Below are 26,180 nucleotides of genomic sequence, written 5' to 3' on the forward strand. Positions count from 1 at the left end.
GGGAGAGTATGTCGTCGCCTTTCTTTTAAGAATCCTCATCATTCATTTGATGGGGATTTTTTGTTTTATAAATAGTTTGTGAAGGGCTATCCTAGGATCTATACCAAATTGCTCCTGTTCTGTTAAATTAAAGTCAATTACGAGTTTTAAATTATAGTGAGTTAGCCTTTTTAAATGCGAATCTGTATTTTTGTATTCAAATATTATAATTTAGATATGAAAAAAAATATTGTATTGTTGGCATTATTTGTTATTGCAAATTTAAGTGCTCAACAACGCCCTAAGTTGGTAGTAGGTATTGTCGTTGATCAAATGAAAATGGAATATTTATATCGATTTTCAGATGATTTTTCTCCAAATGGATTTAAAAGGTTAATGAATAATGGATATGTTTTTCAGAATATGCATTACAATTATATGCCAACATATACCGCTCCGGGACATGCTTCAATTTATACAGGTACAACGCCTTCTACCCATGGAATTGTAGGTAATGAGTGGTTTAGCAGAACACTTGGAAAAGATATGTACTGTACTGACGATGCAGGAGTGAAAACGGTAGGAGATGGAACAGTAGAAGAAGGAGCTATGTCACCGAAAAATCTTCAAAGCACTACAATTACCGACGAAGTGAGAATGGCTACTAATTTTCAAGGAAAAGTAATTGGAATGAGTCTTAAAGATCGCGGGGCAATTTTACCAGCTGGTCATTTCGCAAATTGGGCATTTTGGTATAGTAAAACTGGTGCTTTTATTTCAAGTACTTTTTATGGTGAAAAATTACCGGAATGGGTTACTCAGTTTAATAATGAAAAACATTACATGCCTTACATTAACAAAGGCTGGGATTTATTTAAACCTGCTGCTACTTATAATGAGAGTTTACCTGATAATAATCCTTATGAAGGAAAGTTATATGGAAGTGCGGCACCAGTTTTTCCATACGATTTAAAAACGATGTATGAGAAAAACGATGCCGGAATTATCAGAGCTACTCCATATGGAAATGATTTATTGGCTGAATTTGCAATGAAGGCAATCGAAAAAGAAGAATTAGGCAAAGATAATATTACTGATTTTTTAACGGTTAGTTTTTCTTCGACAGATTATGTAGGACATTTATTGGGACCTCGTTCTATGGAGCTTCAGGATACCTATTTAAGATTAGATCAAACAATTGCTGATTTTCTGACTTACTTAGATAAATCCATTGGAAAAGATAATTATTTACTATTTCTAACCGCAGACCATGCAGGTGCGGAAAATGTTATCTATTTAAAAGATCGTAAATACAATGTTGATAATTATCCATCTAAAGATGTAAAAAAGAGTTTGCAAGACTTCTCGATTAAAACTTTTGGTGTTGATTTAGTTTTAAACTATTCTAATTTTAATCTATATTTCAATAAACAAATTATTAATGATAAAGGCTTAGAATTGATTAAAGTAAAACAAGCTTTTAAAGAATTCTTGATTAGTCAGCCGCAGGTAAAAAGAGTTTATACAGAAGAAGAAATTTTAGCCAATTCTGGAAATGATTACTACTTAAATTTTGTAGCAAAAGGATATGATGTCACACAGGATGGTGATATGGTTATTGTCGATAAACCGGGAGATATTGAATATTCTACTACAGGAACTTCACACGGTACACCTTATAGTTACGATACTCATGTACCAGCTATATTTTTTGGTTGGCATATCAAGAAAGGTGAATCTTATAACAAAAAAGCAATTACTGAAATTGCACCAACAATAGCTCAGAAAATCAAAGTCACTTTCCCAAATGGAACTGAAGCAAAAGTATTGGAGGAAATTCTGGATGAAAAGAAAGATGAAAAAAAATAAGATATTTAGAAACCTGTCATTTTAATTGACAGGTTTTTTTATGCTATAAAAAAAGGCTTTTCAATTAAGAAAAGCCTTTTAAAATTGAGTGTTTAGTAAGCACTTATTTTAATGTCAGCACTATGCGTTTGCTAACACTAATTCTTCGTTGAAAGGTAAATTCCAAGCTTCAGCAACTCCTTTATAAAGGATTTTTCCATTAGCTATATTCAAACCTTTTTTTAATTCTTCATTTTCATTGCAAGCTTTTTCCCATCCTTTGTTAGCCAATTGTACCGCATAAGGTAAAGTAGCATTTGTTAAAGCTAAAGTTGAAGTGTAAGGAACAGCTCCTGGCATATTAGCTACACAATAGTGAACAATATCATCAATAATGAAAGTTGGGTTTTCGTGAGTTGTAGGTGTGCAAGTTTCAATACATCCACCTTGATCAACCGCAACGTCAACAACAACAGTTCCTGGACGCATTAATTTAAGCATATCACGAGTAATTAAGTGAGGTGCTTTTGCTCCTGGAATCAAAACTGCACCAACGATTAAATCAGCTGTAGCAATTGCTTTTGTAATATTATAGTGATTAGACATTTCTGTATTTACATTTGCAGGCATAATATCGTCTAAATAACGTAAACGTGGCAAACTTAAATCCATAATAGTTACTTGAGCTCCTAAACCAGCAGCCATTTTTGCAGCTTGAGTTCCAACAATTCCTCCACCTAAGACTAATACTTTAGCTGGTGGGACACCTGGAACACCTCCTAAAAGAATTCCTCTTCCTTTTAATGGTTTTTCAAGATATTTTGCTCCTTGTTGAATAGCCATACGACCAGCAACTTCTGACATTGGAACTAATAATGGTAAACTACGATCTGCTTTTTCTACAGTTTCATAAGCTAAACATACAGCTCCTTTTTCAAGCATAGCATGAGTTAATGGTTCTGAAGATGCAAAGTGAAAGTAAGTGAAAAGTAATTGATCTTTTTTGATTAATGGATATTCAGAAGCAATTGGCTCTTTTACTTTAATAATCATTTCTGCAATTGCATATACTTCTTCAATAGTTCCTAAAACTACTGCCCCTGCATTTGCATACTCATCATCACTAAATCCGCTTCCTAAACCTGCAGTTGATTGTACATAAACTGTATGTCCATGTTTTTTCATTTCAGAAACACCAGCTGGAGTTAAAGCTACACGGTTTTCGTTATTTTTAATTTCTTTAGGAACACCTATTATCATTTGTTATATTTTTTTAGTTTTTTGAAATTGTTTTTACAAATTTACTGACAGAGAATATATTATGGATAAACGATGTATAAATAAGAAAATATTATTTTATTTAGTATTTTTACAGAAAAATATTCTTTTTAAGATGTATTTTTATTCTTCAAAAAGAAAAAATGACTGATTTTTAATTATTATTTATATCGTTTTCGTTATGGCTTTAGATGAAATTGACAAAAAAATCCTACGTCTTTTACAGGTAGATGCACACTATACCTTAAAAGATATTGCAAACAAAATAAATTTATCATTAACGCCAGTTCATGATAGAGTTAAACGCCTTGAAAAAGAAGGGGTTATTGAAAAATATGTTTCAATTTTAAATAAGAAAAAGCTTGGAAATAACTTAACGGTATATTGTCAGGTCACACTTACGAAACAAACCTATGATACTTCTGAAGGTTTTAATCAGTCGATTTTAAATATGCCTGAAGTTGTTGAGTGTAACTATGTATCTGGAAACTTCGATTATATGCTGAAAATCATAATTCCGGATATGGAAAGTTATCATCATTTTCATCAAAAAAAATTATCGGTTTTACCCGAAGTTTCCTTAATCAATACCGTTTTTGTAATTTCCGAAGTAAAAAGTACGACGGTTTTACCTATTTAATTAAAACAAAAAACCATCAAGAAATTTGATGGCTTTAAGAAATAGTTGGTTTGGTTTATTTTAGTAGTAAGTAAAACGTCTTACTTTGGCAATATATTTTGCTAAACGAATTACCTGATGGCTATAACCATATTCATTATCATACCAAATATAAAGCACAATGCTTTTTCCGTCTTTAGAAACAATTGTTGCATTACTATCATAAATTGATGGAGCTGAAGTTCCAACAATATCAGAAGAAACAAGTTCATTATTTAATGAATATTTGATTTGCTCTACCAGCTCACCTTCTAAAGCATATTTTTTCATTATTTTATTAATAGCAGCTATAGATGTTGCTTTTTTAACTTCAAGATTTAGTACAACTAAAGAGCCATTCGGAACCGGAACTCTAATTGCATTTGAAGTAAGTTTTCCTTCAAGAGATGGTATTGCTTTTGCGACCGCACTTCCCGCACCAGTCTCAGTAATAACCATATTTAACGCCGCAGCTCTGCCACGACGGTATTTTTTGTGCATATTATCAACCAGATTCTGATCGTTTGTATAAGCATGAATTGTTTCTAAATGACCTTTTACAACTCCTAAACTATCTTCGATAACTTTTAAAACTGGAGTTATTGCATTTGTAGTACACGATGCTGCCGAAAAAATATCTATTTGATCCGGATTGTATTCAGTATGATTAACACCATGGACAATATTTGGGACACCTTTTCCTGGTGCTGTCAATAAAACTTTACTCACTCCATTCGAAGTTAAATGTCTTTTTAAAGCTTCTTCTGTTGTAAAAGCTCCTGTATTATCAATAACTAAAGCATCACTAATTCCATATTCTGCGTAATCAATTTCTTCGGGTGTGTTTGCACTAATAATATGAACGGTTGTTCCGTTAATAATCAAAGCATTATTTTTAGGATCAACAGTAACTGAACCTTGAAAATCGCTATGAATAGAATCGTATCGTAATAAAGATGCTCTTTTTTCTAAAATAGAGGGATCGTTTTTATCTCGGGTTACAATTGCTCTCAGGCGCAATTGATTTCCTTTTCCTGTTTTAGACATTAATTCTCTGGCCAATAAACGGCCTATTCTGCCAAAACCATACAAAACAACATCTTTTGGCTGAATTTCTTTTGTCGATTTGGCTTTTTTCAATTTATCCATTACAAAATATCGTGCATCCGGATATTTGTCTTCTTCCAGATAATATTCGTATGTCAGTTTTCCTAAATCTAATTTTGCAGGCGGAAAATCCAGCGATAAAATAACTTTTGCAATTTCAACAGAATCAAAAATACTGATTGGTTTGCCAACAAATTCTCCTGCATATTGATGTAAATTGATAATATCGCTGACATTTTTATCCAGTAATTGATTTTTAAATAAAACCATTTCGATGGATTTGTCATACCATAAATCACTTATGACTTTGATTAATTCGACGCCAGCTCTTCTTCGGTCGACTTGTAATGATACCTCTTTTTGGTACAAAGATTTTTTACTCATAATTGATTGAATTGAAAAAATAAAATGCTCACTATTTTAAAATTTTGCGCAAAAGTACCCATTTCAATCGATTTCGTAAACTATTTTAGCATTTATTTTAAAATAAAAAAAAGCCACCTTAATTTCTAAGATGGCTCTTTGATGACTGGATTATGAATAGTTTTCAATCGCAGTCTAAGTTTTCAGTTTTTGACACTGAAGGCTAAGACTGATAACTGCAACTAAATAATTATTCTTAATATTTCGCCGTTTTTATTGATCATTTCAATTCGGACACTTTGTCCTTCATCTTTTTTACTTAAAAGTTTAGAAACAGTTTCAACATTTGTTGCTTTTACATTATCAATACTCAAAATGATATTGCCTTGTAATTCGTTTTGATATTGTGCTAAATTCTCATTGGTAATATTTTTAATTTTCACACCATAATCAATTCTGAATTTCTTTTTATCTGCGGCATCAATATTTTCTAATTCGATTCCTTTAAATTCAGTACTAAAAAATTCATTTTTGCTTAAAGTCACTGGAACTGTTTTTGTTTGTCCGTCTTTCATATAAGTAACTTTGATAACATCATTTGGTCTTTTCGTGTTAATATAACCTGAAAGATCAGCATAAGTTGCAATGTTCTGGTCATCCAGTTTTACAATAATATCACCTTTAGTAAGACCCGCTTTTTCAGCTCCTGAATTTTTAGAAACCTTACTAATGTAAAAGCCCTGAGTTTGAGTAATGCCCAATTCTTTTGAAGCTGTGCTATTTAATTCACCACCTTCAACACCTAAAATTCCTCTTTGAACATTTCCAAATTCCATAATATCCTCAATAATTTTACGGGCATTATTTGATGGAACAGCAAAAGAATATCCAACATAAGATCCTGTCATTGAAGAAATCATAGTATTAATACCAATTAACTCACCACGTGTGTTAACTAAAGCACCACCACTGTTTCCGGGATTTACGGCAGCATCAGTCTGAATGAATGATTGTATTCCGCTTGTGTCTAAGTTTCTGGCTTTTGCTGAAACAATTCCAGCGGTTACAGTAGAGGTCAAATTATATGGGTTTCCGACTGCCAAAACCCATTCACCAACTTTTACACTGTCAGAATTGGCAAAAGCAGAGTAAGGAAGTTTTTCATCAGCATCAATTTTTAATAAAGCAATATCCATTTTAGAATCAGTACCAATTAATTTTGCTTTATAAGATTTTTTGTTGTTCAGCGTAATTTCAATTTCTGTTGCATCTTTAATAACGTGATTGTTGGTTACGATATAACCATCTTCAGAAATAATAACACCAGAACCGGTTCCTACTTGTTCCTGTTGTTGCTGTCCTCCGTAACCATAGAAAAATTCCATCATTGGATTACTAACCGTTCTGCGCGACACATTTTTTACGTGTACAACAGTGTGAATTGTTTTATCTGCCGCTTCGGTAAAGTCAACTGTTTCGGCGGCTAAACCAACATTTTTTCCATATGAGTTGGGGGCAAGAGTTACAACAGAATTTCCTTTTTCAAAAAAAGAATTGTTACTCTCAAATAATAACTTGTATGCACCAAGAGTAGTAGCACCACTCATTAATGATACTAAAAATAAGGTTGAAAATCTTTTCATAATTAGAATATAGGTTTAAGTTATTTACACGTAAAATTAATTGAAAAAATTATTTAGTAAAATGGTTTAACGCTCTTTAACAATGATTAACATTTCATTAATTAATAGTTCGTACTTTTGTACTTATTAATACAGTAAAAATGCAGATAGAATTTTATAAATATCAAGGTACGGGCAATGATTTTGTAATGATTGACAATCGTACTAATTTTTTCCCAAAAGAAGATATCAAATTAATAGAGCGTTTATGCGACAGACGTTTTGGGATCGGCGCAGACGGATTAATTTTGTTAGAAAACGATTCTGAAACCGATTTTAAAATGGTTTATTATAATTCTGACGGAAATCAAAGCTCGATGTGTGGTAATGGTGGACGTTGTCTAGTTGCATTTGCCAATCAATTAGGCGTTATTGACAATAAGACCACTTTTATTGCTACAGATGGTTTGCATCACGCATCAGTAGGGGATGATGCTATTGTTTCTCTGCAAATGATTGATGTTGATGAAGTTCAGAAAAAAGATTCTTATACTTTTTTAAATACAGGTTCTCCACATCATGTTCAAATTGTAGAGGATTTAGAACATTATAATGTAAAAGAAAACGGAGCTGCAATTCGTTATGGCGAATTATATGGAGAAAAAGGAAGTAATGTAAATTTTGTAAAAAAAGTTGATGATAGTACTTTCTCACTTCGTACTTACGAAAGAGGTGTTGAAGATGAAACTCTTGCTTGCGGAACCGGAGCAACAGCAGTTGCAATCGCTATGAATGCAACTGGTCAAACTGATAAAACTTCAATTAACTTAAATGTTGAAGGAGGAAAACTAGTTGTTTCTTTTGACAAAATGGGAGATCATTTTTCTAATGTTTTCTTGACCGGACCAGCAAAATTTGTTTTTAAGGGAACAATAGAAATTTAATTAAAATGTCAGTCTGAGCGGAGTCGAAGACAAATTCCAATTTTAAAATCCCAAATTCCAAATCTGCAGCTTAAATCTACAGTCTAAAATCTTAAATCTTAAATTAATGATCACACTCAAAGGCGATTCTGTTTATCTGCGTGCATTAGAACCTAATGATTTAGAGTTTGTATATGCGATGGAAAATGATCAGAGTATCTGGGAAGTCAGCAATACACAAACACCATATAGTCGTTTTTTGGTTCGCCAATATCTTGAAAATGCACATCAGGATATTTATGAAGCAAAACAGCTGCGTTTGGCAATTTGTCAGGACGAAGATTTTCCTGCTATAGGATTGATTGATTTATTCGAATTTGATCCCAAAAACAACAGAGCAGGGATTGGGATTGTGATTCAAAATAAAGAAAACAGAAACCAAAATATTGGTTCTGAGGCCTTAAAGTTGTTAATTAAATATTCTTTTCATAATTTAAATTTACATCAATTATATGCAAATATTAGTGTAGGAAATGTAGCAAGTATAGCTCTTTTTACTAAATTTGGGTTTGAGAAAATAGGAATTAAAAAAGATTGGATTTTGCTAAATGGCCACTATCAAGATGAAGCAATTTTTCAGTTAATTAACAAACAAATTTAAATTTTTAGCTTTGAGTATAAAAAAAATCATCACATTAAGTGCCGTAGCCGTAATTTCAGTTTTAATAATTTACGGATTTATTTTAATTAGCAGAATTTTTAGTGCCAATACTAAATTCGAAGAAAAAGAAGTTTATGTGTATGTTCCAACCGGAGCTAATTATACAGATGTAAAAAAAATATTAGAACCTTATCTTAAGAATTACGATAATTTTGAAATGGTAGCCAATAAAAGAGGCTATCCTGAAAATGTAAAATCAGGTCGTTTTTTGCTTAAAAAAGACATGAATAATATTGATTTGGTTCGTGCAATGCGATCAAATGTTCCGGTTAAACTAGCTTTTAACAATCAGGAACGCCTGGAGAATTTTGCAGGAAGAGTAGGTTCAGAAATTGAAGCTGATAGTTTATCATTAATGAAAGCCATAAAAGATTCTACTTTTTTAAAAGAAAATGGTTTTAATGAAGAGAACGTTTTTGCCATGTTTATTCCAAATACTTATGAAGTTTACTGGAATACATCTGCGGTGAAATTCCGTGATAAAATGATCAAGGAATACCATAATTTCTGGACAGCTGAAAGAATTGCAAAAGCAGAAAAACAAGGTTTAACACCGGTTCAGGCAACAATTTTAGCTTCTATTGTTCATAAAGAATCTGTAAAAAAGGATGAAAGACCACGTATTGCAGGTGTTTATTTAAACAGATTGCGTTTAGCGATGCCTTTACAAGCAGATCCAACCGTTATTTATGCATTAAAACTAAAAGCGAACGATTTTGATCAGGTAATTAAAAGAGTTTTTTATAATGACTTGATTATGAAATCGCCATATAACACTTACGTGAATGTAGGACTTCCGCCAGGACCAATTGCAATGCCGGACATTACGGCTCTTGAAGCTGTTTTAAACCCTGAAAAACATGATTATATTTATTTCTGTGCTAGTGTAGATCGTTTTGGTTATCATGAATTTGCTTCAACTTATGAGCAGCATCAGGTAAATGCAAAAAAATACTCAGACTGGATCGCTAGTCAGGGAGTAACAAGATAAAAAAATATAAAATATATCTAAGAACCGAAGTTAAAGCTTCGGTTTTTTTATTTTCATTATTTGTCTTTATGAACTTCCTATTTTAAATGTGAATTTTAATGTGTTTTAATTGAAAATGGCAATTAATTAATGCTGAATTTGCTCTTTTGTCAAGAAGATTAATTTAATAACCTTTTGACTTCGATTTTTAACCTAAAATCAGAATAATTTTTTGCCCAAAACATTCAAATTAAATCAAAACGCTCTAAATATTGTAGGTTTTTTATTTCAATTTTAACAAAATTGCTAAAAATTTGATAAAAATGACGTTTTTAAAGATTTTTTTTTCGCCATTTAAGAGCTTAATTTAATTTTTATCGAACGTCCGAAAAGTGCATCAATAAAGGGATGAAAGGGAATTTTAGATTTTCTGTAAACTACTAAAACATTGAAAATCAGTATTATTTTGTATTTCTTATCTTTGCACCGTAGAAATTTCAAAAGGGTGACAGCGTTTTGAAGAAAAACAATTTATGATAAAGAAATGGTATTATTACACAAGTTTAATCGTTATTATTACATTTTTAAGCCTGGGGTTTAAACCCTTTAATCTAAAAACCAAACCTTGGTTTTTAATAGAAAAAACAGATGGATCTGAATACTCCCTTCCATCTCAAGACAAGGATGATTATCCTGTCGAAAAAAACTTAAACATTCCATACACAGGAAATCATCTTATAGGTTTTAAAGAAGCAGTTGCTTTTAAAGAATCTCAGGGAAAATACCGAAAAGTAAATTCTCTTGGTTACATGGGAAAATACCAATTTGGCTCTAAAGCTTTGAGAGCCATCGGTGTGAAAAACAACAAAGAATTCCTAAAAGACCCTGCTTTACAAGAAAAAGCCTTTATTGCATTATTATCTATTAATAAATGGATTTTGCGTAATGAAATTGAAAGGTATGAAGGGAAAACCATTAACGGTGTCGAAATTACAGAATCAGGAATTTTAGCTGCTGCGCATTTAGGTGGCGCGGGATCAGTAAAAAACTTCTTTAGAAACAAAGGGAACAGACATTTTAGAGATGCTTACGGCACTTCGTTAAGAAGTTATATGAAAGCCTTTGGAGGTTATGATCTTTCTTATATTGAAGCAGATAGTAACGCGACAATACACGATTAAAAAAAATGTAAAAAATAAAAATCCCGATTATTCGGGATTTTTTTATGATTGTTTTTAATCAATTAATATTTCTAAAATTTTAATGGCAGCTTCGCTAATTTTAGTCCCTGGACCAAAAACGGCAACTGCTCCGGCGTCAAATAAATATTGATAATCCTGTGCCGGAATCACGCCGCCAACAATTACCATAATATCGTCTCTGCCATGCTTTTTAAGTTCTTCAATAACTTGCGGAACCAATGTTTTATGTCCGGCTGCCAACGATGAAACGCCTAAAATATGTACATCGTTTTCGACCGCTTGTTTTGCAGCTTCTGCAGGAGTTTGAAATAACGGGCCAATATCAACATCAAAACCAACATCAGCATAACCAGTTGCTACAACTTTTGCACCTCTGTCGTGACCGTCTTGTCCCATTTTGGCAATCATAATTCGGGGACGTCTTCCTTCTTGTTTTGCAAAAGCATTAGCTAATTGCTTGGCTTTTTCAAAATTTTCGTCGTTTTTTATTGCTGCACTATACACACCGCTAAAGGATTTAATTTGTGCTTTGAACCTTCCGAAAACAGTTTCAAGGGCATCGCTTATTTCTCCTAAAGTTGCCCTGTTTCGGGCAGCTTCAACAGCAATTTCAAGCAAGTTGCCTTCTTTGGTTTTAGCACAAAGAATTAATTTTTCGAGTGATTTATTTACTTCTTCTGTATTTCTTTTCGACTTTATTTCCTCCAATCGATCAATTTGCTGTTTGCGAACCATTTGATTGTCTACATCCAAAATATGCAAAGGATCTTCTTTTTCTAATCGATATTGGTTTACACCAACAATAATATCTTGTCCGCTATCAATTCTGGCTTGTTTTCTTGCGGCGGCTTCCTCAATTCTAAGTTTTGGAATTCCGGCTTCAATGGCTTTTGTCATTCCGCCTAATTCTTCGACTTCCTCGATAAGTTTCCAGGTACTTTCAAGAATCTCGTTAGTCAAACTTTCGACATAATAGCTACCAGCCCAAGGATCTACAGTTTTGGTGATTTTGGTTTCTTCCTGTAAATATATTTGAGTATTACGTGCAATTCTGGCAGAAAAATCAGTTGGCAAAGCGATGGCTTCGTCAAGTGCATTTGTATGCAAAGATTGCGTTCCGCCAAAAGCTGCTGCCGTAGCTTCGATACAAGTTCTTGCAACATTATTAAAAGGATCTTGTTCTGTTAAGCTCCATCCGCTCGTTTGACAATGTGTTCTTAATGCCAGAGATTTATCACTTTTAGGATTAAACTGCTGCAGCAATTTTGCCCAAATCATTCGTCCGGCACGCATTTTTGCAATCTCCATAAAATGATTCATACCAATCGCCCAAAAGAAAGATAGGCGGGGAGCAAAGTCGTCAATTGACATTCCTGTTGATAATCCGGTTCTAATGTATTCCAATCCATCGGCCAAAGTATAAGCTAATTCAATATCGGCTGTTGCTCCGGCTTCCTGCATATGATAACCGGAAATTGAGATAGAATTGAATTTCGGCATTTTTTTGCTTGTAAATTCAAAAATATCAGCAATAATCTTCATCGAAGGAGTTGGCGGGTAGATATAGGTATTTCGAACCATAAATTCTTTCAAAATGTCATTCTGAATTGTTCCTGAAAGTTTTTCAATGGCAACACCTTGTTCTTCTGCAGCCACAATATAAAATGCCATAATAGGTAAAACGGCACCATTCATTGTCATTGAAACCGACATTTCATCTAATGGAATCTGATCAAAAAGCACTTTCATATCTTCAACAGAATCTATGGCAACGCCAGCTTTTCCAACATCACCAACAACTCTTTCATGATCAGAGTCGTAACCTCGATGTGTTGGTAAATCAAATGCTATTGATAATCCTTTTTGGCCAGCCGCAAGATTTCTTCTGTAAAAAGCATTACTTTCTTCAGCTGTCGAAAATCCGGCATATTGGCGAATTGTCCACGGACGTCTCACATACATTGTAGCGTAAGGGCCGCGCAAATTGGGTGCAAAACCAGCCCCAAAATCAAGAAACTCTAAATCTTCAATATCTTTTTCAGAATAGGTTTTCTTGAGTTCAATTCCTTCTGCAGTAAAAAAGTTATCAGTCAAATCTTCGTACTTTTGATTCTCGACTTTTGACTTCTGACTATTTAAATTAATATGTTTAAGGTCTTTTCTCAATTTTAAAAAATGTTGTTTAGAATATGTTTAATTCACTATCTCTCGATGTGTGAAAAATAGATTTAATAACGACACAATTTTCATAAATAGAATAATGTATGGCGTAGGGAAAAGTTTTTAAAAATATGAGACGAATGTTGTCGTATCTTATTTGAAATAGTAATGGATCTTTTTTAAGAATAGCTAAACTTCTTTTAAAGGAATCATTAAATCTTATGGCTAATTTTGGGTGTTTTTCTTTATACCAAAGCAGAGATTTTTTATAATCTGCTTTAGCTTCATCAATAATTAATATTTTATAGGTCATCTTCAATTTCTTTTAAAAAATCATCAATGTCAGTTACATTCTTTGGATTTTTTAAATATTTTTCGGTTCTTTCTCTAACTTGATCAACTTGCCATTGAGGAATTTTATAAGGATCATTTTGTATAGGTAAAATAATTACTTCTACTTCATCTGCTATAAAATCATGAGGTAGAATAACCGTTACAGAATGATTTTTAACTGATATTATTTGTCTAATTGCTTCCATAATTATTTAGGTTTACATTCAAATATAATGATTTGAGATGAATTTTATTCTTGTTCAAGGCGTTCCTGTTCTAGCTTTTCAGCTAATCTTTTTTCTATAATGGGCGTAATTAATGTTTTTCTTGGCTTTATTTTTACAAAAGGAAACAATTCTAAATCATGTTTCATTTTGTCTTCTTTATTTGGATATTTATTTGTACCAAGCAAAACTTCTTTTTTAGCATCAAACAACTCTTGCTCTTTATTAGCACTTTCCTGAATTTTCTTTTTGATTGTTCCGTCGTTCAAAAGTTTAAGGAAACCTCCATTGGCTTCAATATCTTTAAATAAAGTCAAACTTTTTTCTGCCAGTTGCATCGTTAAACTTTCGATATAATAACTTCCGTCTGCAGGGTTATTTACTTTATCAAAATAACTTTCATGTTTTAAAACCAATAATTGATTACGGGCAATTCGATCGCCAAATTCATTGTCTTTATGGTATAAAGAATCATAAGGTAAATTAGCAACCGCATCTGCACCGCCCAAAATAGCCGACATGCATTCTGTCGTTGTACGAAGCATATTTACATTATAATCGTAAATTGTTTTGTTGCGTTTGGTTGGCGTTACTAATAAATGACAATCCAAATCTGGATTATATTCAGCAGCAATTAATTTAAAAAGCATTCGCAAAGCACGGAGTTTTGCAATTTCAAAGAAGTAATTAGTTCCTACCGAAACCTGAAAAACAATAGGTTTAGAAATGTCGGGCAAACGATTCAGATATTCATTGGCGTGAGCCAGACTATAAGCAATTTGTTGTGTAATATTTGCACCTGCATTTTGATACAAACCCAAATCAATACTTAGTAAAGAAAGATTGGTAGTTGCTTTTGAAATTTTTTCAATCGTTTCAAAATTATTTTTATCTGATGTTGAAAACCAGTTCCCTTCTCGCGCAAAATGACCAATAGGATCCAGATTGCAATAAAAAGTTGCTTTTTTCTGAATCGAAATGGTATCTAATAATTTTACGAAATCGATTGAAATAAATTTCAAATTAAAGTAAACGGTTCTATTTTCTAAAGGAAGATTTTCTAATAGTTTTTGAATATCAATTTTTTCGTTTTCGATGGTGAAACGTAAACTTTCAGCACCTCTTTCGATAGTGTTTATGGCTCTTTGAATTGATTTTTCAATATCATAAACAAAGATATTTTGGCAAATCTTAAAATTTGAAGCACTTGTTTTTACAGAAGCAGTTTTAAAGAATTCGTCTCTGTGATAAAATGGTTTTACCTGAATATCTTCGGGAGAATTCCAAATTACGGTTTCGTTATAATCAGCTCCATCTAATTCAAACTGAATTTTTTGTTTCCATTGTTTGGATGAAATCGGATTAAAATCGTCGAAAAGGGTAGTAGCCATTTGGTGTTTTTTTCTGATTATTCTTTATCTTGAATAGTGTCTCCTTCAAAGTGAATGATGTAAATATCCTCGCTGTCTTTTTTCATGAAATATTTTTCGCGGGCATATTTTTCTATTTGTTCAGGATTTTTTAATTGTTTGATTTGTTCCTGATCCTTTTTAATTTCCTCTTTATAATAACTTTTATTGTCTTCGAGTTCATTAATTTGATTGTCTAAAAAACGATGATCAAAATAAGAGTAATTGTCTAAAAATAACATCCAGACTACAAAAAAGAGTAAAACCCAGACATATTTATTGCCTAGAAATTTAAACCAAGATTTGTCTTTATACGGATTTTTCATTTTAGTTTTCAATTTTACCCGATAGTGAGAGCAGGTCACGATCACTATCGGGATTATGGAATAAATTTACGATAAAAATTATGAAATTCGCTGATTAATTACAGCACGAACCACATCAATAGCAACAGTATTGTATTTGTCATTTGGTATGATAATATCAGCAAAAGCTTTAGATGGTTCTATAAATTGCTCATGCATAGGTTTTAATGTGTTTTGATAACGAGTTAAAACTTCATCAATATCACGGCCTCTTTCAGAAATATCACGTTTTAAACGACGAATTAATCTTTCGTCAGAATCTGCGTGAACATATACTTTGACATCAAAAAGCTCACGAAGTTCAGGATTTGTCAAAATCAAAATACCTTCAACAATCATTACTTTTCTCGGATGTGTAGAAACTGTATCATCAGTTCTGTTGTGTTGAATAAAAGAATAAACAGGCTGATCAATAGTTTCGCCTTCTTTTAATGCTTTTAAATGTTTTACCAGCAATTCAAAATCAATAGCGCGCGGATGATCAAAATTTATTAATGCTCTTTCATCAAAAGACAAATTATGGGTTTCTTTATAGTATGAATCCTGAGAAATTACGCCCACTTCAGTGTCTGGTAATTCATTCATAATCTGGTGCACTACCGTTGTTTTTCCACTTCCTGTTCCTCCTGCAATTCCAATAATGAGCATAAATTTGGTGTTATATATTTATTCGGCAAAAATAATAATTTAACTGAATTGTCTCAACATATTATTTATTTAAACCATATAAGTAACAGAAGTAAATTTAAGCAACAAGATATTTAGCGAAAACACTTCTTAGTTAAACTTATATTGCTTATATGGTTAAAAAGATATTATTTATATGATGAAAAGCATAAAAAAAATCCCGAAAGCGAACTAACGGGATTTGTGCAATCAGTATAGTTTTAATAAAATATTCTGAATTTAGTAAGCACTTGTAATTATTTATTCTTTTTTGCTTTTATCATCATTTCAAGCTGATCCCAAAGTTCTTCCGGAATCGCTTCTAATAAATTAAATTGTCCTGCACCTTTCAGCCATTCGCCTCCATCAATTGTAATAACATCTCCATTTACATAAGCTGAAAAATCAGAAACCAAATAAGCAGCTAAATTGGCCAATTCCTGATGATCGCCTACACGTTTTAATGGTACTTTTTTAGCCATATCAAATTTCTCGGCAAGATCTCCAGGCAATAATCTGTCCCATGCACCTTTAGTAGGGAAAGGCCCCGGAGCGATTGCATTAGAACGAATTCCGTATTTAGCCCATTCCACTGCAAGACTTCTTGTCATAGCCAAAACCCCGGCTTTTGCTGTAGCACTTGGCACAACATACGCAGAACCTGTCCAGGCATAAGTAGTAACAATATTCAAAATCGTAGCCGATTTTTGTTTACTGTCAATCCAGTGCTTTCCAAAAGCAAGCGTACAGTTTTTTGAACCCTTAAGTACGATATCTATAACAGTATCAAATGCATTTGCAGACAAACGCTCTGTTGGAGAAATGAAATTTCCAGCCGCATTGTTTAAAAGAACATCTACTTTTCCGAAAGTTTTTAAAACTTCCTGAAGCATGTTTTCAACTTCTTCATAATGACGAACATCACATTGAAGTGGTAAACATTTTCCGCCAGTTTCAGTTTCAAGTTCAGTAGCAGTATTTTTTAGCTTTTCTAAATCTCTTGAAGTAATCGCTACCTGAGCTCCTAATTCTAAAAAATATTTAGTCATTGCTTTTCCTAAACCGCTTCCGCCGCCTGTAACCACTATAACTTTGCCCTTTAAAGCATCGTCGCGTAACATTTTATCTGTATAACTCATACTTTTCTTTTTTACAATATTAATTAAATAAAATAGGATGCGTGCATAATATTGTTATAAAATTTTAAAAAACTTTATATTTTAGATAATTTTTTTGCTGCCGATTCCAGTGTGAAATCATCTTTGGCAAAACAAAAACGAATTAATTTTTGATCTTTATGATCAGAATAAAAAGTTGAAATAGGAATCGCGGCAACGCCATGATCAGTTATTAGTTTTTTGCAAAAAGTGACATCATCTTCATCTGATATGTTGGCATATGATGCCACCTGAAAATAAGTTCCCTCACATGGTTTCAATTCAAATCGGCTGTTTTGAAGCAATTTTTGAAAATAATCGCGTTTTTCCTGATAGAATTTTCCAAGTAAATTTACATCGACGATATTTAAATACTGACTAATAGCAATCTGTGAAATACTATTTACACTAAAAACCAAAAATTGATGTACTTTTTTAATTTCTTTCATTAAATATTCCGGCGCTACCGTATAGCCAATTTTCCAGCCGGTAATATGAAATGATTTTCCAAAAGAAGAAACCATTATGCAACGATCTAAAAGAAAACTTTTAGTATGTGCAGAAATATGTTTTTCTTCAAAAGTAATGTATTCATAAACTTCATCAGATAAAACAAGGATATCAGGATATTTTGAAAGTAATTTTTCCAGTTGCAAAAAATCATTTTGAGTCAGGATTTTCCCTGTTGGATTATGCGGATTATTAATAATAATCATTTTCGTTTTTTCCGAACACGCTTTTTCGATCGTTTCCCAATTTGGGGTATAGTCGTCATTTAAAGCAACCCTGACAGGTTTTGCGTTACAAAGTAAAACAGGAGATTCATACGAATCATAACTCGGATCTAAAATAACCACTTCATCGTCAGTTTTTACCAAAGCCAAAATCGAAGTAAAAATTCCCTGAGTAGCGCCGGCCGTTACCAAAATTTCTGTTTCAGGATCAATAGTTCTGTTATAAGAACTTTGAACCAATTTTGAAATCTGGTTTAGCAAAGGCGGATAACCCGACATTGGGGTATATTGATGCACATTTTCTTTGGCAAGTTTTGCAATAATATCTGTTAATCTTTCATCAACAGGAAAATTAGGAAATCCCTGCGAAAGATTAATTGCATTGTATTCAGATGCCATTTTAGACATTACCGTGAATATGCTTGTAGTTATGTTGGGAAGTTTACTCATTATAAAGTTTAATTAAGGAAAAACTTGTGAGCGAAATAGAAGATATGCTTAGCTTACAGTTATCAGTCCGGCATTTAAAGTTCTCACTTCTTTATTTTTATGTTTGCTGGGATTCCATTTTGGAGCTAATTTGATAACTCGAAGAGCTTCGTCGCCAGTGCCATATCCAAGGTCTCTTAATATTTTTATATCCCTTAATGAACCATCTTTTTCGATGATAAAAGTAAAATAGATTTTTCCTCTCATTTTCGGTTTGTCTGGTGGCTTGATAAAATTTTTATCAAGAAAACTATTAAACACAGCTACGCCGCCAGGAAATTCAGGTTTTTCATCTACACCTTGAGTATTATAAACTAAATTTTCATTATTTATGTCTGACACTTCATCCACGTTAGGTTTTCCAACTTCTTTAGTGGTTTGTGAAAATGTAACTTGGGCAAAGCAAATCAAAATCAGAAGTAGAAATTTTTTCATAATGGATGGTTTTTAAGATTTACATTTTATGAAGAATGAAAATTGTTGGTCGATTATGCAAATCAACCTTAATTTTTTTCCAGTCAGCAACACGCATTGTTTTAATGAATTCTGTTGGTAGTGTAATATCTGTTGCAATACAAAGATGTGTTGCAGGGTTTAGAATTTGTAAAAGATCTTCAACCAGTTTATTGTTTCTGTATGGAGTTTCAATAAAAATTTGTGATTGATTTTTATCCTGAGATAGTTTCTCAAAATGCTTTAAAGCCGATTTTTTCTCGTCTTTATCAATTGGCAAATATCCGTTGAAAGTAAAACTTTGGCCATTCATTCCAGAAGCCATCATCGCTAATAATATAGAAGAAGGACCAACCAAAGGCACAACCTGAATTCCTTTTTCGTGGGCTAATTTTACAATTACAGCACCTGGATCTGCAACTCCCGGACAGCCTGCTTCGCTCATTAAACCCATATTTTTTCCTTCTAATAAAGGTTTAATAAAGTCTAAATGTTCGCTTGGTTCAGTACGTTTATTCAAAGTAAAAAGAACAAGTTCGGACTGTTTTTTTTCAGGATAAACTGCTTTTATTGACTTTCTTGCGGTTTTATCATTCTCAACAATATAATAATCTATAAGTTCAATACTTCTTTTTACTGTTTGGGGTAAAACATCCATCGGATCGCTTTCGCCCATAGTAGTTGGAATTAAATACAATTTTCCTTGAAGTTTCATGTGTTGTATATTATAGATTATAAAATGAAAAATTTTCAATTATTACGCAATGAATAATTGAAAATAAATAAGTTAAGAATGTTTTTCGATGAGTTTCTTTGCAATGATATCTGTTACTTCATCCAGCATTTGATAAACAGTATCAAAACCGTTAGAAACACCAAAGTAAGGATCGGGTACATCTACATTTTCATCTGGAAATAATTCATTTAGAATTAAATGAACTTTATTTTTATGTTCTGGTGTTTTGGCAAGATGAATAACATCACGATAATTCGAATTGTCCATTACATATATATAGTCAAATTCGTCAAAATCAGAAATTTTAAATTGTCTTCCTTTTTGGCCATCAATGCACAAACCATTTTTTTGAGCAACGGCGATAGAACGTTTATCTGGCGAATGACCTACATGCCAGGAACCAGTTCCGGCCGAATCAACAATAAATTTTTCGTTTTGTAGTTTTGATGCTAAAATACCTTCGGCCAAAGGCGATCTGCAGATATTTCCCAAACAAACCATTAAAATTTTTACTGGCATGATGCGCGTTTATAGCGTTAATTTTTTGTTGATGTCTTCTACAAATTTCTTGAATTGTTTGTCTGTCGAAACTAAATTGTCAACTGTTTTGCAAGCGTGTAATACGGTAGCATGATCGCGATCTCCAATTTGCGAACCAATGTTTGCCAAAGAAGCTTTAGTAAATTTCTTTGCGAAAAACATAGCCAATTGTCTCGCCTGAACCACGTGTCTTTTTCTGGTTTTAGATTGAAGTGTTTCAATATCCAACTGAAAATAATCTGACACAATTTTTTGAATATAATCGATAGAGATTTCTCTCTTTACGTTTTTAACAAATTTCTCTACAACGCTTTTAGCCAACTCAATTGTAACTTCCTTTTTATTGAAAGAAGATTGTGCGATTAAGGATATAATTGCACCTTCAAGTTCACGAACATTGGTTTTGATATTGCGTGCAACATATTCAATAATGTCTTCCGGTATTTCAACACCATCGCGGTAAAGTATGTTTTTCAAAATCGAAATACGAGTTTCGTAATCAGGTTGGTGTAACTCTGCAGATAATCCCCATTTAAAACGAGAAAGCAAACGTTGCTCAATATCCTGCATATCAACAGGAGCTTTATCCGAAGTTAAAATTACCTGTTTTCCGTTTTGGTGCAGATAATTGAAAATATGGAAAAATACATCCTGAGTTCCTGATTTTCCTGATAAAAACTGAACATCATCAATAATCAAAACGTCGATTAACTGATAAAAATGGATAAAATCATTACGATTATTCTTTTTTACAGAATCAATATATTGTTGTGTGAAAATTTCGGCAGAAATATATAAAACTGTTTTTTCAGGATATTTATCTTTTACTTCAACACCAATTGCATGTGCTAAGTGTGTTTTTCCTAAACCAACTCCACCAAAAATCAATAACGGATTAAATGAAGTTCCTCCAGGTTTATTAGCAACAGCCATACCTGCAGAACGGGCCAAGCGGTTTGAATCTCCTTCTAAGAAATTATCAAAACTGTAGTTTGCATTTAACTGCGATTCAATTTTTAAATTTCTAATTCCCGGAATTACAAACGGATTTTTAAGTTCTGGATTTAAGTTTTTAAACGGAGCATCAACCTCTTGCGGTTTCATTGGCACTCTGTTGGCACTTGGCAACTGTTCGGTAAACGGTTGTTTATTGCCATAAGTGTTTTCCATTTTAATTTTATAGAGTAACTTTGCGTTTTTTCCCAGTTCTTTGGTAAGCGCAACTTTCAATAATTTAACGTAATGCTCTTCGAGCCATTCGTAGAAAAATTTACTTGGTACCTGAATATATAACGCGTTGTCGGTTAGCTCAACTGATTTGATTGGTTCAAACCAAGTTTTATAGGCTTGATCTTGAATATTGTCTTTTATAAAGGACAAACAGTTTTCCCATACCGATTGAGCAGTTTTAGTCATAAATTCAGATAAATTTTTTTATTATTGATAAAGATTCTCCTAATAAAAAAGGAGCAATTTTATTCCGTATTTCGGGATAACAAATATGTGAACAAATTTCTGTAAAAAAAAATATTTTGCCCTCTAATTTTATAAAAAAATGTTGTAAGGCGGCTTTTGAAAATTAATTTTTTTTAATATATAAATAATGAAAAATCATCAAACGCAAGTGCGTGTTCGTTACTCTGAAACTGATCAAATGGGAGTCGTTTATCACGGAAATTACATCCCTTATTTTGAGATAGGACGCGTGGAATGGCTTAGAAATAAAGGGATTTCGTATAAAAGCATGGAAGAAAGCGGAATTGGATTGCCAATTGTTTCAATGCAAATAAATTATAAAAAATCGGCCCGTTACGATGAGCTTCTTACAATTCATACAACTTTCAAAAGTCAGTCTTCTGTTAAGATTGAATTTGACTGTGCAATCTATAATGAAGCGAATGAGTTATTAACAACTGCGGTGTTTATTTTAGTATTTATTTCGTTAAAAACAGGTCGCCCAACAGCTCCTCCGGATTATATTTTAGAATTATTTAAAACGCTTGTATAATTGTTAAAACGCACTGTGTTTTTATATCAAATTATATAATTTTGATGTCGATTTCAAACATTAAATCAAAAATGTCGAATATCATTTCGGCATTTTTTTTTCGCGTTTTTGTACTAATTTTTCCAATTGGCAAACCTGATTCTTCATCAATTTCCATTTCCTGAGAAACAATTTCCAGCTTCTTTTCTTTAATTACCCGCATTACTTTATTCATGTTTTTGTAATCAAAAGAAATTAAAAAATGCACATCAATTGTTTTTTCTACAATTTCACAAACTTCCAATGCCATTTGTGCTGTTGTTTTGTAAGCTGCGATTAATCCGCCAACGCCCAATTTAATTCCACCAAAAATGCGAACGACCACTACAAGAACGTTAGTCAGACCAAAAGATTGTATCTGACCGTAAATTGGTGCTCCGGCCGTGTTGCTTGGTTCGCCATCATCATTAGCACGATAAGAAATTTTTGGAGCCGTACCAATTTGATATGCATAACAATAATGTACCGCATTCGGATGCTGCTTTTTTAAGTTTTCGATAATAGGTTTTACGGCATCCTCATTTTCGATAGGAAAAGCATAACCAAAGAACTTACTTCCTTTTTCCTTAAAAAGTATTTCCTCAGATTCTAAAGCAATGGTTTGATACGTATCGTTATATTCCAAAAGTAAATTTCTAAATTATGTTTAAATTTTTTTTTACAGAGTTTAATTTTACCGCAAAGTTCGCGAAGGTATTATTATTAGTTGCCTGTTTGCAAGGTTTAAAGTTCGCAAAGCTAAATCAATACAAAGGTTTGCGAACTTTGTATTCTTAATCCATTAAAATCTTGGCGAACTTTGTGGTTAAGATACGCCACGAATTCACGAATTATAAATCATCCTAACCTGTAAAATCTGTGGCAAAAATATGATCTACAATATCTTTTTATCAAATAAATCCACAACATCTTCCTTGCCAACCTGTAAATTCCAGATATGAAGACCTAAAGCTGCGGCTGCATCTGTGTTTTCTTTTTTATCATCTACAAACAAAGTTCGTTTTGGAGATAATTCGTGTTTATTAATGATGTATTGATAAGCTTCAGGATTTGGTTTTCGCTTTCCAATTTCAAAAGAAAAATAAACTTTTTCAAAGCATTGGTAAAAATCGCTGTAGAATGAAATCCCAGTTGTATTTTGAAAAGTTTCAATATGAATAGTATCAGTATTACTCAATAAAAACAAACGGTATTTTTTTGAAAGCATTTGCAAAAATTCTAATCGGTACAATGGAAAATCAGCCAAAACGGCATTCCATGCCTGCAGGATTTCTTCTTTAGAGGCATTTGGAAGCTGTTCCTGAAAACCTGCCAAAAAATCATCATACGAAATATCTCCCGTTTCAAACAAAAGATTTAATCGGTCAAATTCAGAATTCCATTCCGTCATTCCTAATTTCTGTAATCCCGAAATAGTGGCTTGTTTATCTAAATTGATAAAAATATCTCCAAAGTCAAAAATTATAGTATCAATCATGATTTCTAACGTATATTAATTCATCGTCCTGAATGAAAGTTTTGGTTGTATTTTTCTTCGAAATGATTGGAGCTTTAGTTCCTTTTTCAAAAGAAGTTTTTCCGATAAAAATTCTCGCTTCATCCCAAACGTTTTTATCTATAAAAGATTGTAAGGTTTTTAAACCTCCTTCAATAATAATCGATTGAATTTGATTTTGATATAAAACATCTAAAATCTGCTGAATTATATTCTGATCAAAATCAATTATTTCAAAAGTTGTGTTTTCTGTAGAAGAGTTGCTTTCAGATTTTGTAAACACAATCGTTTTTACGCTGTCATCAAAAATAAAACTGTCTTTAGAAATTCTATTATTTTGATCTAAAACTACTCTTACCGGATTATTACCAGCCCAATCTCTTGTGTTCAATTTTGGATTGTCATCAATAACCGTCTGCGTTCCCACTAAAATTGACTGTTCTTCACTTCGCCATTTATGTACCAATTGTCTCGAATATTGATTGGTAATCCAAACGGGTTTTCTGTCCTGGTTTATATTTTTTTCGGGAGCCAAAAATCCATCCTGACTTTCTGCCCATTTCAAAATAATATAAGGTCTCTTTTTATTATGAAAAGTAAAAAAGCGTTTATTAAGTTCGTTGCATTCTTTTTCTAAAACGCCAACCGTAACATTGGTTCCGGCGGCAATTAATTTCCTGATTCCGTTTCCGGCTACTTTTTCATTGGGATCAACAGTTCCCACTACAACATTCGGAATTTCATTTGCAATAATTAAATCACAGCACGGAGGCGTTTTTCCAAAATGACTGCAAGGTTCTAAACTTACATAAATTGTTGCTTTTTTTAAAAGTGATTTGTCTTTTACAGATCGAACGGCATTGACTTCGGCGTGAGGTTCTCCAGCTTTTTTATGCCATCCTTCGCCAATAATTCTATCTTCATAAACGATTACACTTCCCACCATCGGGTTTGGATATGTAGTTCCAAAGCCATTTCGGGCCAATTCAATGCAACGCTTTATATATTTCTCATGTATATTCACTTTACAAAAGTAGTTATTTTTGCCTTTATTGCCGATAGATTTGGTATAGTTGTGAAACATTCTGATTTGTTATAAAACTATCGGAAAAGTATTTCTACTTTTGTAATATATCAGACGAATTTGAAATATGGAAAATTGGATTATCAGAAGAATTAAAAAAGAAGACAATCAGGCAGTTGCCCAATTAATAAGATCGGTTTTTGACGAAATGGAAATTCCGAAAGTAGGAACAGCTTATGCAGATCCGTATTTAGATTTGATGTTTGAAGAATATAACAAACCACAATCTGTTTATTTTGTTGTGGAAAATGAAGGTGAAATTGTAGGCTGTTCCGGCATTGCGCCTTTAGAAAATGGTGATCCAAAAATTTGCGAATTGCAAAAGATGTATTTTTTGCCTAAAACCCGCGGATTAGGAATTGGAAGTCAAATGATGGAAAAATGCTTGTTGCAGGCCAGAGATTTTGGCTTTGAGAAATGTTATATAGAGACGATGCCTTTTATGCATGCCGCTCAAAAATTATATAAAAAATCAGGTTTTGAGTATTTAGATGCTCCGTTAGGTTGTACTGGACATAGTTCTTGTCCGGTTTGGATGTTGAAGGAATTGTAAAATAAGATTGTAACAATTTTTAATTTGCAATACTTATTGTAGAACAGGGTTGGATTTAGCTAAAAAATGCTCAAAACGAAATGAGAATCAAACAATATAGAACTCAATTTATAAAAGAACTTTCTCCTTTTTATGATGCTTATGAAGCAGAGAGTTTTTTTTATTTAATATTAGAAAATAAACACAAGCTTAGGCAAATTGATTTGGCGCTCAATCATGAATTAACTTTTTCAGATGCTGATCTTGCTATTTGGGGTGGTTTTTTAAACGAGCTGAAAAAAGAAGTTCCAATTCAGTATTTACTTGGGAAAACAAATTTTTACGGTTTGGATTTTGAAGTAAATGAAAATGTTTTGATTCCGAGACCCGAAACGGAAGAATTGGTCGAATGGATTATTAATGAAAACAAAGAAGGGAAATCTAAAAAAATAAAAATTTTAGATATCGGAACCGGTAGTGGGTGTATTGCAATTTCTTTGGCAAAAAATCTCCCAAATGCCGAAGTTTACGGAATCGATGTTTCAAAAAAAGCGATAGAAACCGCAAAAAGAAATGCCATCAATAACAATGTAGATGTTACTTTTATGTATCAGAATATTTTAGATACAGATGTGCTTACCTGTAATTTTGATATTATTGTTTCTAATCCGCCTTATGTTCGTAACTTAGAAAAAGAAGAAATCAAAAAAAATGTCTTGGATTACGAACCACATTTGGCACTTTTTGTAGATGATAACGATGCTTTGATTTTTTATAGAAAAATAGCTGCTTTGGCAAAAAGCGGACTTAAAGATAAGGGGCAATTGTTTTTTGAAATCAATCAGTATTTAGGAAATGAAATGACTGATTTACTGGAGAAAATGGATTTTAAAAACATCGAATTAAGAAAAGATATTTACGATAATGACCGTATGATTTCCTGCAAGGTTTCTAAAAACTTGTAGAAGAAGATATTAAAGTTAAAAATTTCTAATCTAGCCCCGATAGCAGTGGAAATCCTTTTTTGTTGGGGTTCAACAAAAAAGATTGAAACGAATAGCGGGACAATTGGTTTTATGAAACGA

27 protein-coding genes are annotated in these 26,180 nt (G+C 32.5%); 9 read left to right on the forward strand and 18 right to left on the reverse strand.

Annotated elements, in window-relative coordinates:
- The first annotated feature begins 216 nt into the window (after positions 1-216).
- Positions 217-1,848 (forward strand): alkaline phosphatase PafA, encoded by a 1,632-nt coding sequence (pafA, locus tag RT99_RS12610; RefSeq protein ID WP_042565117.1) that lies wholly within the window; start codon positions 217-219, stop codon positions 1,846-1,848.
- 120 nt (positions 1,849-1,968) lie between these two features.
- Here the strand turns inward: pafA and ald are convergent, their stop codons facing one another.
- Positions 1,969-3,087, reverse strand: coding sequence for an alanine dehydrogenase (gene ald, locus RT99_RS12615; protein WP_042565118.1), 1,119 nt, complete (start codon positions 3,085-3,087; stop codon positions 1,969-1,971).
- A gap of 199 nt (positions 3,088-3,286) precedes the next feature.
- On the opposite strand from ald, the gene RT99_RS12620 reads away from it, so the two are divergent.
- Complete coding sequence (locus RT99_RS12620; RefSeq protein ID WP_042565119.1) at positions 3,287-3,745, forward strand: Lrp/AsnC family transcriptional regulator; 459 nt, start codon at positions 3,287-3,289, stop codon at positions 3,743-3,745.
- 60 nt (positions 3,746-3,805) lie between these two features.
- On the opposite strand, the gene RT99_RS12625 is transcribed toward RT99_RS12620, so the two are convergent.
- Positions 3,806-5,254, reverse strand: coding sequence for a glyceraldehyde-3-phosphate dehydrogenase (locus tag RT99_RS12625; protein ID WP_042565120.1), 1,449 nt, complete (start codon positions 5,252-5,254; stop codon positions 3,806-3,808).
- 221 nt (positions 5,255-5,475) lie between these two features.
- Positions 5,476-6,876, reverse strand: coding sequence for a trypsin-like peptidase domain-containing protein (locus RT99_RS12630; RefSeq protein WP_042565121.1), 1,401 nt, complete (start codon positions 6,874-6,876; stop codon positions 5,476-5,478).
- Positions 6,877-7,016: 140 nt separating this feature from the next.
- Here RT99_RS12630 and dapF point away from each other — a divergent pair, with 140 nt between their 5' ends.
- The 4 genes from dapF (at position 7,017) to RT99_RS12650 (ending at position 10,650) form a co-directional block, all read left to right on the forward strand.
- Positions 7,017-7,799 (forward strand): diaminopimelate epimerase, encoded by a 783-nt coding sequence (gene dapF, locus RT99_RS12635; protein ID WP_042565122.1) that lies wholly within the window; start codon positions 7,017-7,019, stop codon positions 7,797-7,799.
- Between the two features lie 106 nt (positions 7,800-7,905).
- On the forward strand, positions 7,906-8,439 hold the full coding sequence (locus RT99_RS12640; protein WP_042565123.1) for a GNAT family N-acetyltransferase: 534 nt from the start codon (positions 7,906-7,908) through the stop codon (positions 8,437-8,439).
- Between the two features lie 10 nt (positions 8,440-8,449).
- Complete coding sequence (gene mltG, locus RT99_RS12645; RefSeq protein ID WP_042565124.1) at positions 8,450-9,490, forward strand: endolytic transglycosylase MltG; 1,041 nt, start codon at positions 8,450-8,452, stop codon at positions 9,488-9,490.
- Positions 9,491-10,002: 512 nt separating this feature from the next.
- Complete coding sequence (locus RT99_RS12650) at positions 10,003-10,650, forward strand: hypothetical protein (RefSeq protein ID WP_042565125.1); 648 nt, start codon at positions 10,003-10,005, stop codon at positions 10,648-10,650.
- Between the two features lie 54 nt (positions 10,651-10,704).
- Here the strand turns inward: RT99_RS12650 and scpA are convergent, their stop codons facing one another.
- From scpA to dnaA, 12 genes are all read right to left on the reverse strand, one after another.
- Positions 10,705-12,837, reverse strand: a complete 2,133-nt coding sequence (gene scpA / locus RT99_RS12655) for a methylmalonyl-CoA mutase (RefSeq protein ID WP_042565126.1) — start codon at positions 12,835-12,837, stop codon at positions 10,705-10,707.
- A 16-nt stretch (positions 12,838-12,853) separates the two neighbouring features.
- A complete protein-coding gene (locus RT99_RS12660) occupies positions 12,854-13,144 on the reverse strand; it encodes a type II toxin-antitoxin system RelE/ParE family toxin (RefSeq protein ID WP_042565127.1) in 291 nt (96 codons plus the stop codon).
- Positions 13,134-13,370 (reverse strand): hypothetical protein, encoded by a 237-nt coding sequence (locus RT99_RS12665; protein ID WP_042565128.1) that lies wholly within the window; start codon positions 13,368-13,370, stop codon positions 13,134-13,136. Before RT99_RS12665 ends, RT99_RS12660 begins: the two co-directional genes overlap by 11 nt.
- A gap of 44 nt (positions 13,371-13,414) precedes the next feature.
- Positions 13,415-14,779 carry a methylmalonyl-CoA mutase subunit beta gene (locus RT99_RS12670; protein ID WP_042565129.1) on the reverse strand — a complete coding sequence of 455 codons (1,365 nt, stop codon included), beginning with the start codon at positions 14,777-14,779 and terminating at the stop codon, positions 13,415-13,417.
- Between the two features lie 17 nt (positions 14,780-14,796).
- A complete protein-coding gene (locus RT99_RS12675) occupies positions 14,797-15,123 on the reverse strand; it encodes a septum formation initiator family protein (protein WP_042565130.1) in 327 nt (108 codons plus the stop codon).
- A gap of 78 nt (positions 15,124-15,201) precedes the next feature.
- Complete coding sequence (gene udk, locus RT99_RS12680; protein ID WP_042565131.1) at positions 15,202-15,810, reverse strand: uridine kinase; 609 nt, start codon at positions 15,808-15,810, stop codon at positions 15,202-15,204.
- A 275-nt stretch (positions 15,811-16,085) separates the two neighbouring features.
- Complete coding sequence (locus RT99_RS12685) at positions 16,086-16,967, reverse strand: SDR family oxidoreductase (protein WP_042565132.1); 882 nt, start codon at positions 16,965-16,967, stop codon at positions 16,086-16,088.
- 74 nt (positions 16,968-17,041) lie between these two features.
- Positions 17,042-18,169 (reverse strand): methionine aminotransferase, encoded by a 1,128-nt coding sequence (locus RT99_RS12690; protein WP_042565133.1) that lies wholly within the window; start codon positions 18,167-18,169, stop codon positions 17,042-17,044.
- Positions 18,170-18,217: 48 nt separating this feature from the next.
- Positions 18,218-18,643 (reverse strand): energy transducer TonB, encoded by a 426-nt coding sequence (locus RT99_RS12695; RefSeq protein ID WP_052483662.1) that lies wholly within the window; start codon positions 18,641-18,643, stop codon positions 18,218-18,220.
- A 19-nt stretch (positions 18,644-18,662) separates the two neighbouring features.
- Positions 18,663-19,376 carry an SAM-dependent methyltransferase gene (locus RT99_RS12700; protein ID WP_042565134.1) on the reverse strand — a complete coding sequence of 238 codons (714 nt, stop codon included), beginning with the start codon at positions 19,374-19,376 and terminating at the stop codon, positions 18,663-18,665.
- A 72-nt stretch (positions 19,377-19,448) separates the two neighbouring features.
- On the reverse strand, positions 19,449-19,916 hold the full coding sequence (locus tag RT99_RS12705; RefSeq protein ID WP_042565135.1) for a low molecular weight protein-tyrosine-phosphatase: 468 nt from the start codon (positions 19,914-19,916) through the stop codon (positions 19,449-19,451).
- A 9-nt stretch (positions 19,917-19,925) separates the two neighbouring features.
- Positions 19,926-21,353 carry a chromosomal replication initiator protein DnaA gene (gene dnaA / locus RT99_RS12710; RefSeq protein ID WP_042565136.1) on the reverse strand — a complete coding sequence of 476 codons (1,428 nt, stop codon included), beginning with the start codon at positions 21,351-21,353 and terminating at the stop codon, positions 19,926-19,928.
- Between the two features lie 187 nt (positions 21,354-21,540).
- Between dnaA and RT99_RS12715 the strand changes: the two genes are divergently transcribed.
- Positions 21,541-21,945 carry a thioesterase family protein gene (locus RT99_RS12715; protein WP_042565137.1) on the forward strand — a complete coding sequence of 135 codons (405 nt, stop codon included), beginning with the start codon at positions 21,541-21,543 and terminating at the stop codon, positions 21,943-21,945.
- 31 nt (positions 21,946-21,976) lie between these two features.
- On the opposite strand, the gene RT99_RS12720 is transcribed toward RT99_RS12715, so the two are convergent.
- The 3 genes from RT99_RS12720 to ribD form a co-directional block, all read right to left on the reverse strand.
- Positions 21,977-22,609 (reverse strand): YigZ family protein, encoded by a 633-nt coding sequence (locus RT99_RS12720; RefSeq protein WP_042565138.1) that lies wholly within the window; start codon positions 22,607-22,609, stop codon positions 21,977-21,979.
- Positions 22,610-22,858: 249 nt separating this feature from the next.
- Positions 22,859-23,461, reverse strand: a complete 603-nt coding sequence (locus RT99_RS12725; protein ID WP_042565139.1) for an HAD family phosphatase — start codon at positions 23,459-23,461, stop codon at positions 22,859-22,861.
- Positions 23,454-24,503, reverse strand: a complete 1,050-nt coding sequence (gene ribD, locus RT99_RS12730; protein ID WP_042565250.1) for a bifunctional diaminohydroxyphosphoribosylaminopyrimidine deaminase/5-amino-6-(5-phosphoribosylamino)uracil reductase RibD — start codon at positions 24,501-24,503, stop codon at positions 23,454-23,456. The genes RT99_RS12725 and ribD overlap by 8 nt, the downstream gene beginning before the upstream one ends.
- 127 nt (positions 24,504-24,630) lie before the next feature.
- On the opposite strand from ribD, the gene RT99_RS12735 reads away from it, so the two are divergent.
- Both RT99_RS12735 and prmC read left to right on the forward strand, forming a co-directional pair.
- Positions 24,631-25,116, forward strand: coding sequence for a GNAT family N-acetyltransferase (locus RT99_RS12735; protein ID WP_042565140.1), 486 nt, complete (start codon positions 24,631-24,633; stop codon positions 25,114-25,116).
- 80 nt (positions 25,117-25,196) lie between these two features.
- Entirely contained in the window at positions 25,197-26,060 is an 864-nt protein-coding gene (gene prmC / locus RT99_RS12740) for a peptide chain release factor N(5)-glutamine methyltransferase (protein ID WP_042565141.1), read from the forward strand.
- The last annotated feature ends 120 nt before the right edge of the window (positions 26,061-26,180 follow it).

This window comes from Flavobacterium sp. MEB061 (assembly GCF_000834715.1).
Classification (GTDB): domain Bacteria; phylum Bacteroidota; class Bacteroidia; order Flavobacteriales; family Flavobacteriaceae; genus Flavobacterium; species Flavobacterium pectinovorum.

Coding starts and splice junctions, on each gene's coding strand:
- RT99_RS12670 (WP_042565129.1), bottom strand. CDS start 14,779: ATGGCTACTACCCTTTTCGACGATTTTAATCCGATTTCATCCAAACAA.
- RT99_RS12690 (WP_042565133.1), bottom strand. CDS start 18,169: ATGAGTAAACTTCCCAACATAACTACAAGCATATTCACGGTAATGTCT.
- RT99_RS12625 (WP_042565120.1), bottom strand. CDS start 5,254: ATGAGTAAAAAATCTTTGTACCAAAAAGAGGTATCATTACAAGTCGAC.
- RT99_RS12685 (WP_042565132.1), bottom strand. CDS start 16,967: ATGAGTTATACAGATAAAATGTTACGCGACGATGCTTTAAAGGGCAAA.
- dapF (WP_042565122.1), top strand. CDS start 7,017: ATGCAGATAGAATTTTATAAATATCAAGGTACGGGCAATGATTTTGTA.
- pafA (WP_042565117.1), top strand. CDS start 217: ATGAAAAAAAATATTGTATTGTTGGCATTATTTGTTATTGCAAATTTA.
- RT99_RS12675 (WP_042565130.1), bottom strand. CDS start 15,123: ATGAAAAATCCGTATAAAGACAAATCTTGGTTTAAATTTCTAGGCAAT.
- RT99_RS12630 (WP_042565121.1), bottom strand. CDS start 6,876: ATGAAAAGATTTTCAACCTTATTTTTAGTATCATTAATGAGTGGTGCT.
- RT99_RS12700 (WP_042565134.1), bottom strand. CDS start 19,376: ATGAAACTTCAAGGAAAATTGTATTTAATTCCAACTACTATGGGCGAA.
- RT99_RS12735 (WP_042565140.1), top strand. CDS start 24,631: ATGGAAAATTGGATTATCAGAAGAATTAAAAAAGAAGACAATCAGGCA.
- prmC (WP_042565141.1), top strand. CDS start 25,197: ATGAGAATCAAACAATATAGAACTCAATTTATAAAAGAACTTTCTCCT.
- RT99_RS12620 (WP_042565119.1), top strand. CDS start 3,287: ATGGCTTTAGATGAAATTGACAAAAAAATCCTACGTCTTTTACAGGTA.
- udk (WP_042565131.1), bottom strand. CDS start 15,810: ATGCTCATTATTGGAATTGCAGGAGGAACAGGAAGTGGAAAAACAACG.
- RT99_RS12715 (WP_042565137.1), top strand. CDS start 21,541: ATGAAAAATCATCAAACGCAAGTGCGTGTTCGTTACTCTGAAACTGAT.
- RT99_RS12660 (WP_042565127.1), bottom strand. CDS start 13,144: ATGACCTATAAAATATTAATTATTGATGAAGCTAAAGCAGATTATAAA.
- RT99_RS12650 (WP_042565125.1), top strand. CDS start 10,003: ATGATAAAGAAATGGTATTATTACACAAGTTTAATCGTTATTATTACA.
- RT99_RS12705 (WP_042565135.1), bottom strand. CDS start 19,916: ATGCCAGTAAAAATTTTAATGGTTTGTTTGGGAAATATCTGCAGATCG.
- RT99_RS12725 (WP_042565139.1), bottom strand. CDS start 23,461: ATGATTGATACTATAATTTTTGACTTTGGAGATATTTTTATCAATTTA.
- ald (WP_042565118.1), bottom strand. CDS start 3,087: ATGATAATAGGTGTTCCTAAAGAAATTAAAAATAACGAAAACCGTGTA.
- RT99_RS12640 (WP_042565123.1), top strand. CDS start 7,906: ATGATCACACTCAAAGGCGATTCTGTTTATCTGCGTGCATTAGAACCT.
- RT99_RS12695 (WP_052483662.1), bottom strand. CDS start 18,643: ATGAAAAAATTTCTACTTCTGATTTTGATTTGCTTTGCCCAAGTTACA.
- dnaA (WP_042565136.1), bottom strand. CDS start 21,353: ATGACTAAAACTGCTCAATCGGTATGGGAAAACTGTTTGTCCTTTATA.
- RT99_RS12665 (WP_042565128.1), bottom strand. CDS start 13,370: ATGGAAGCAATTAGACAAATAATATCAGTTAAAAATCATTCTGTAACG.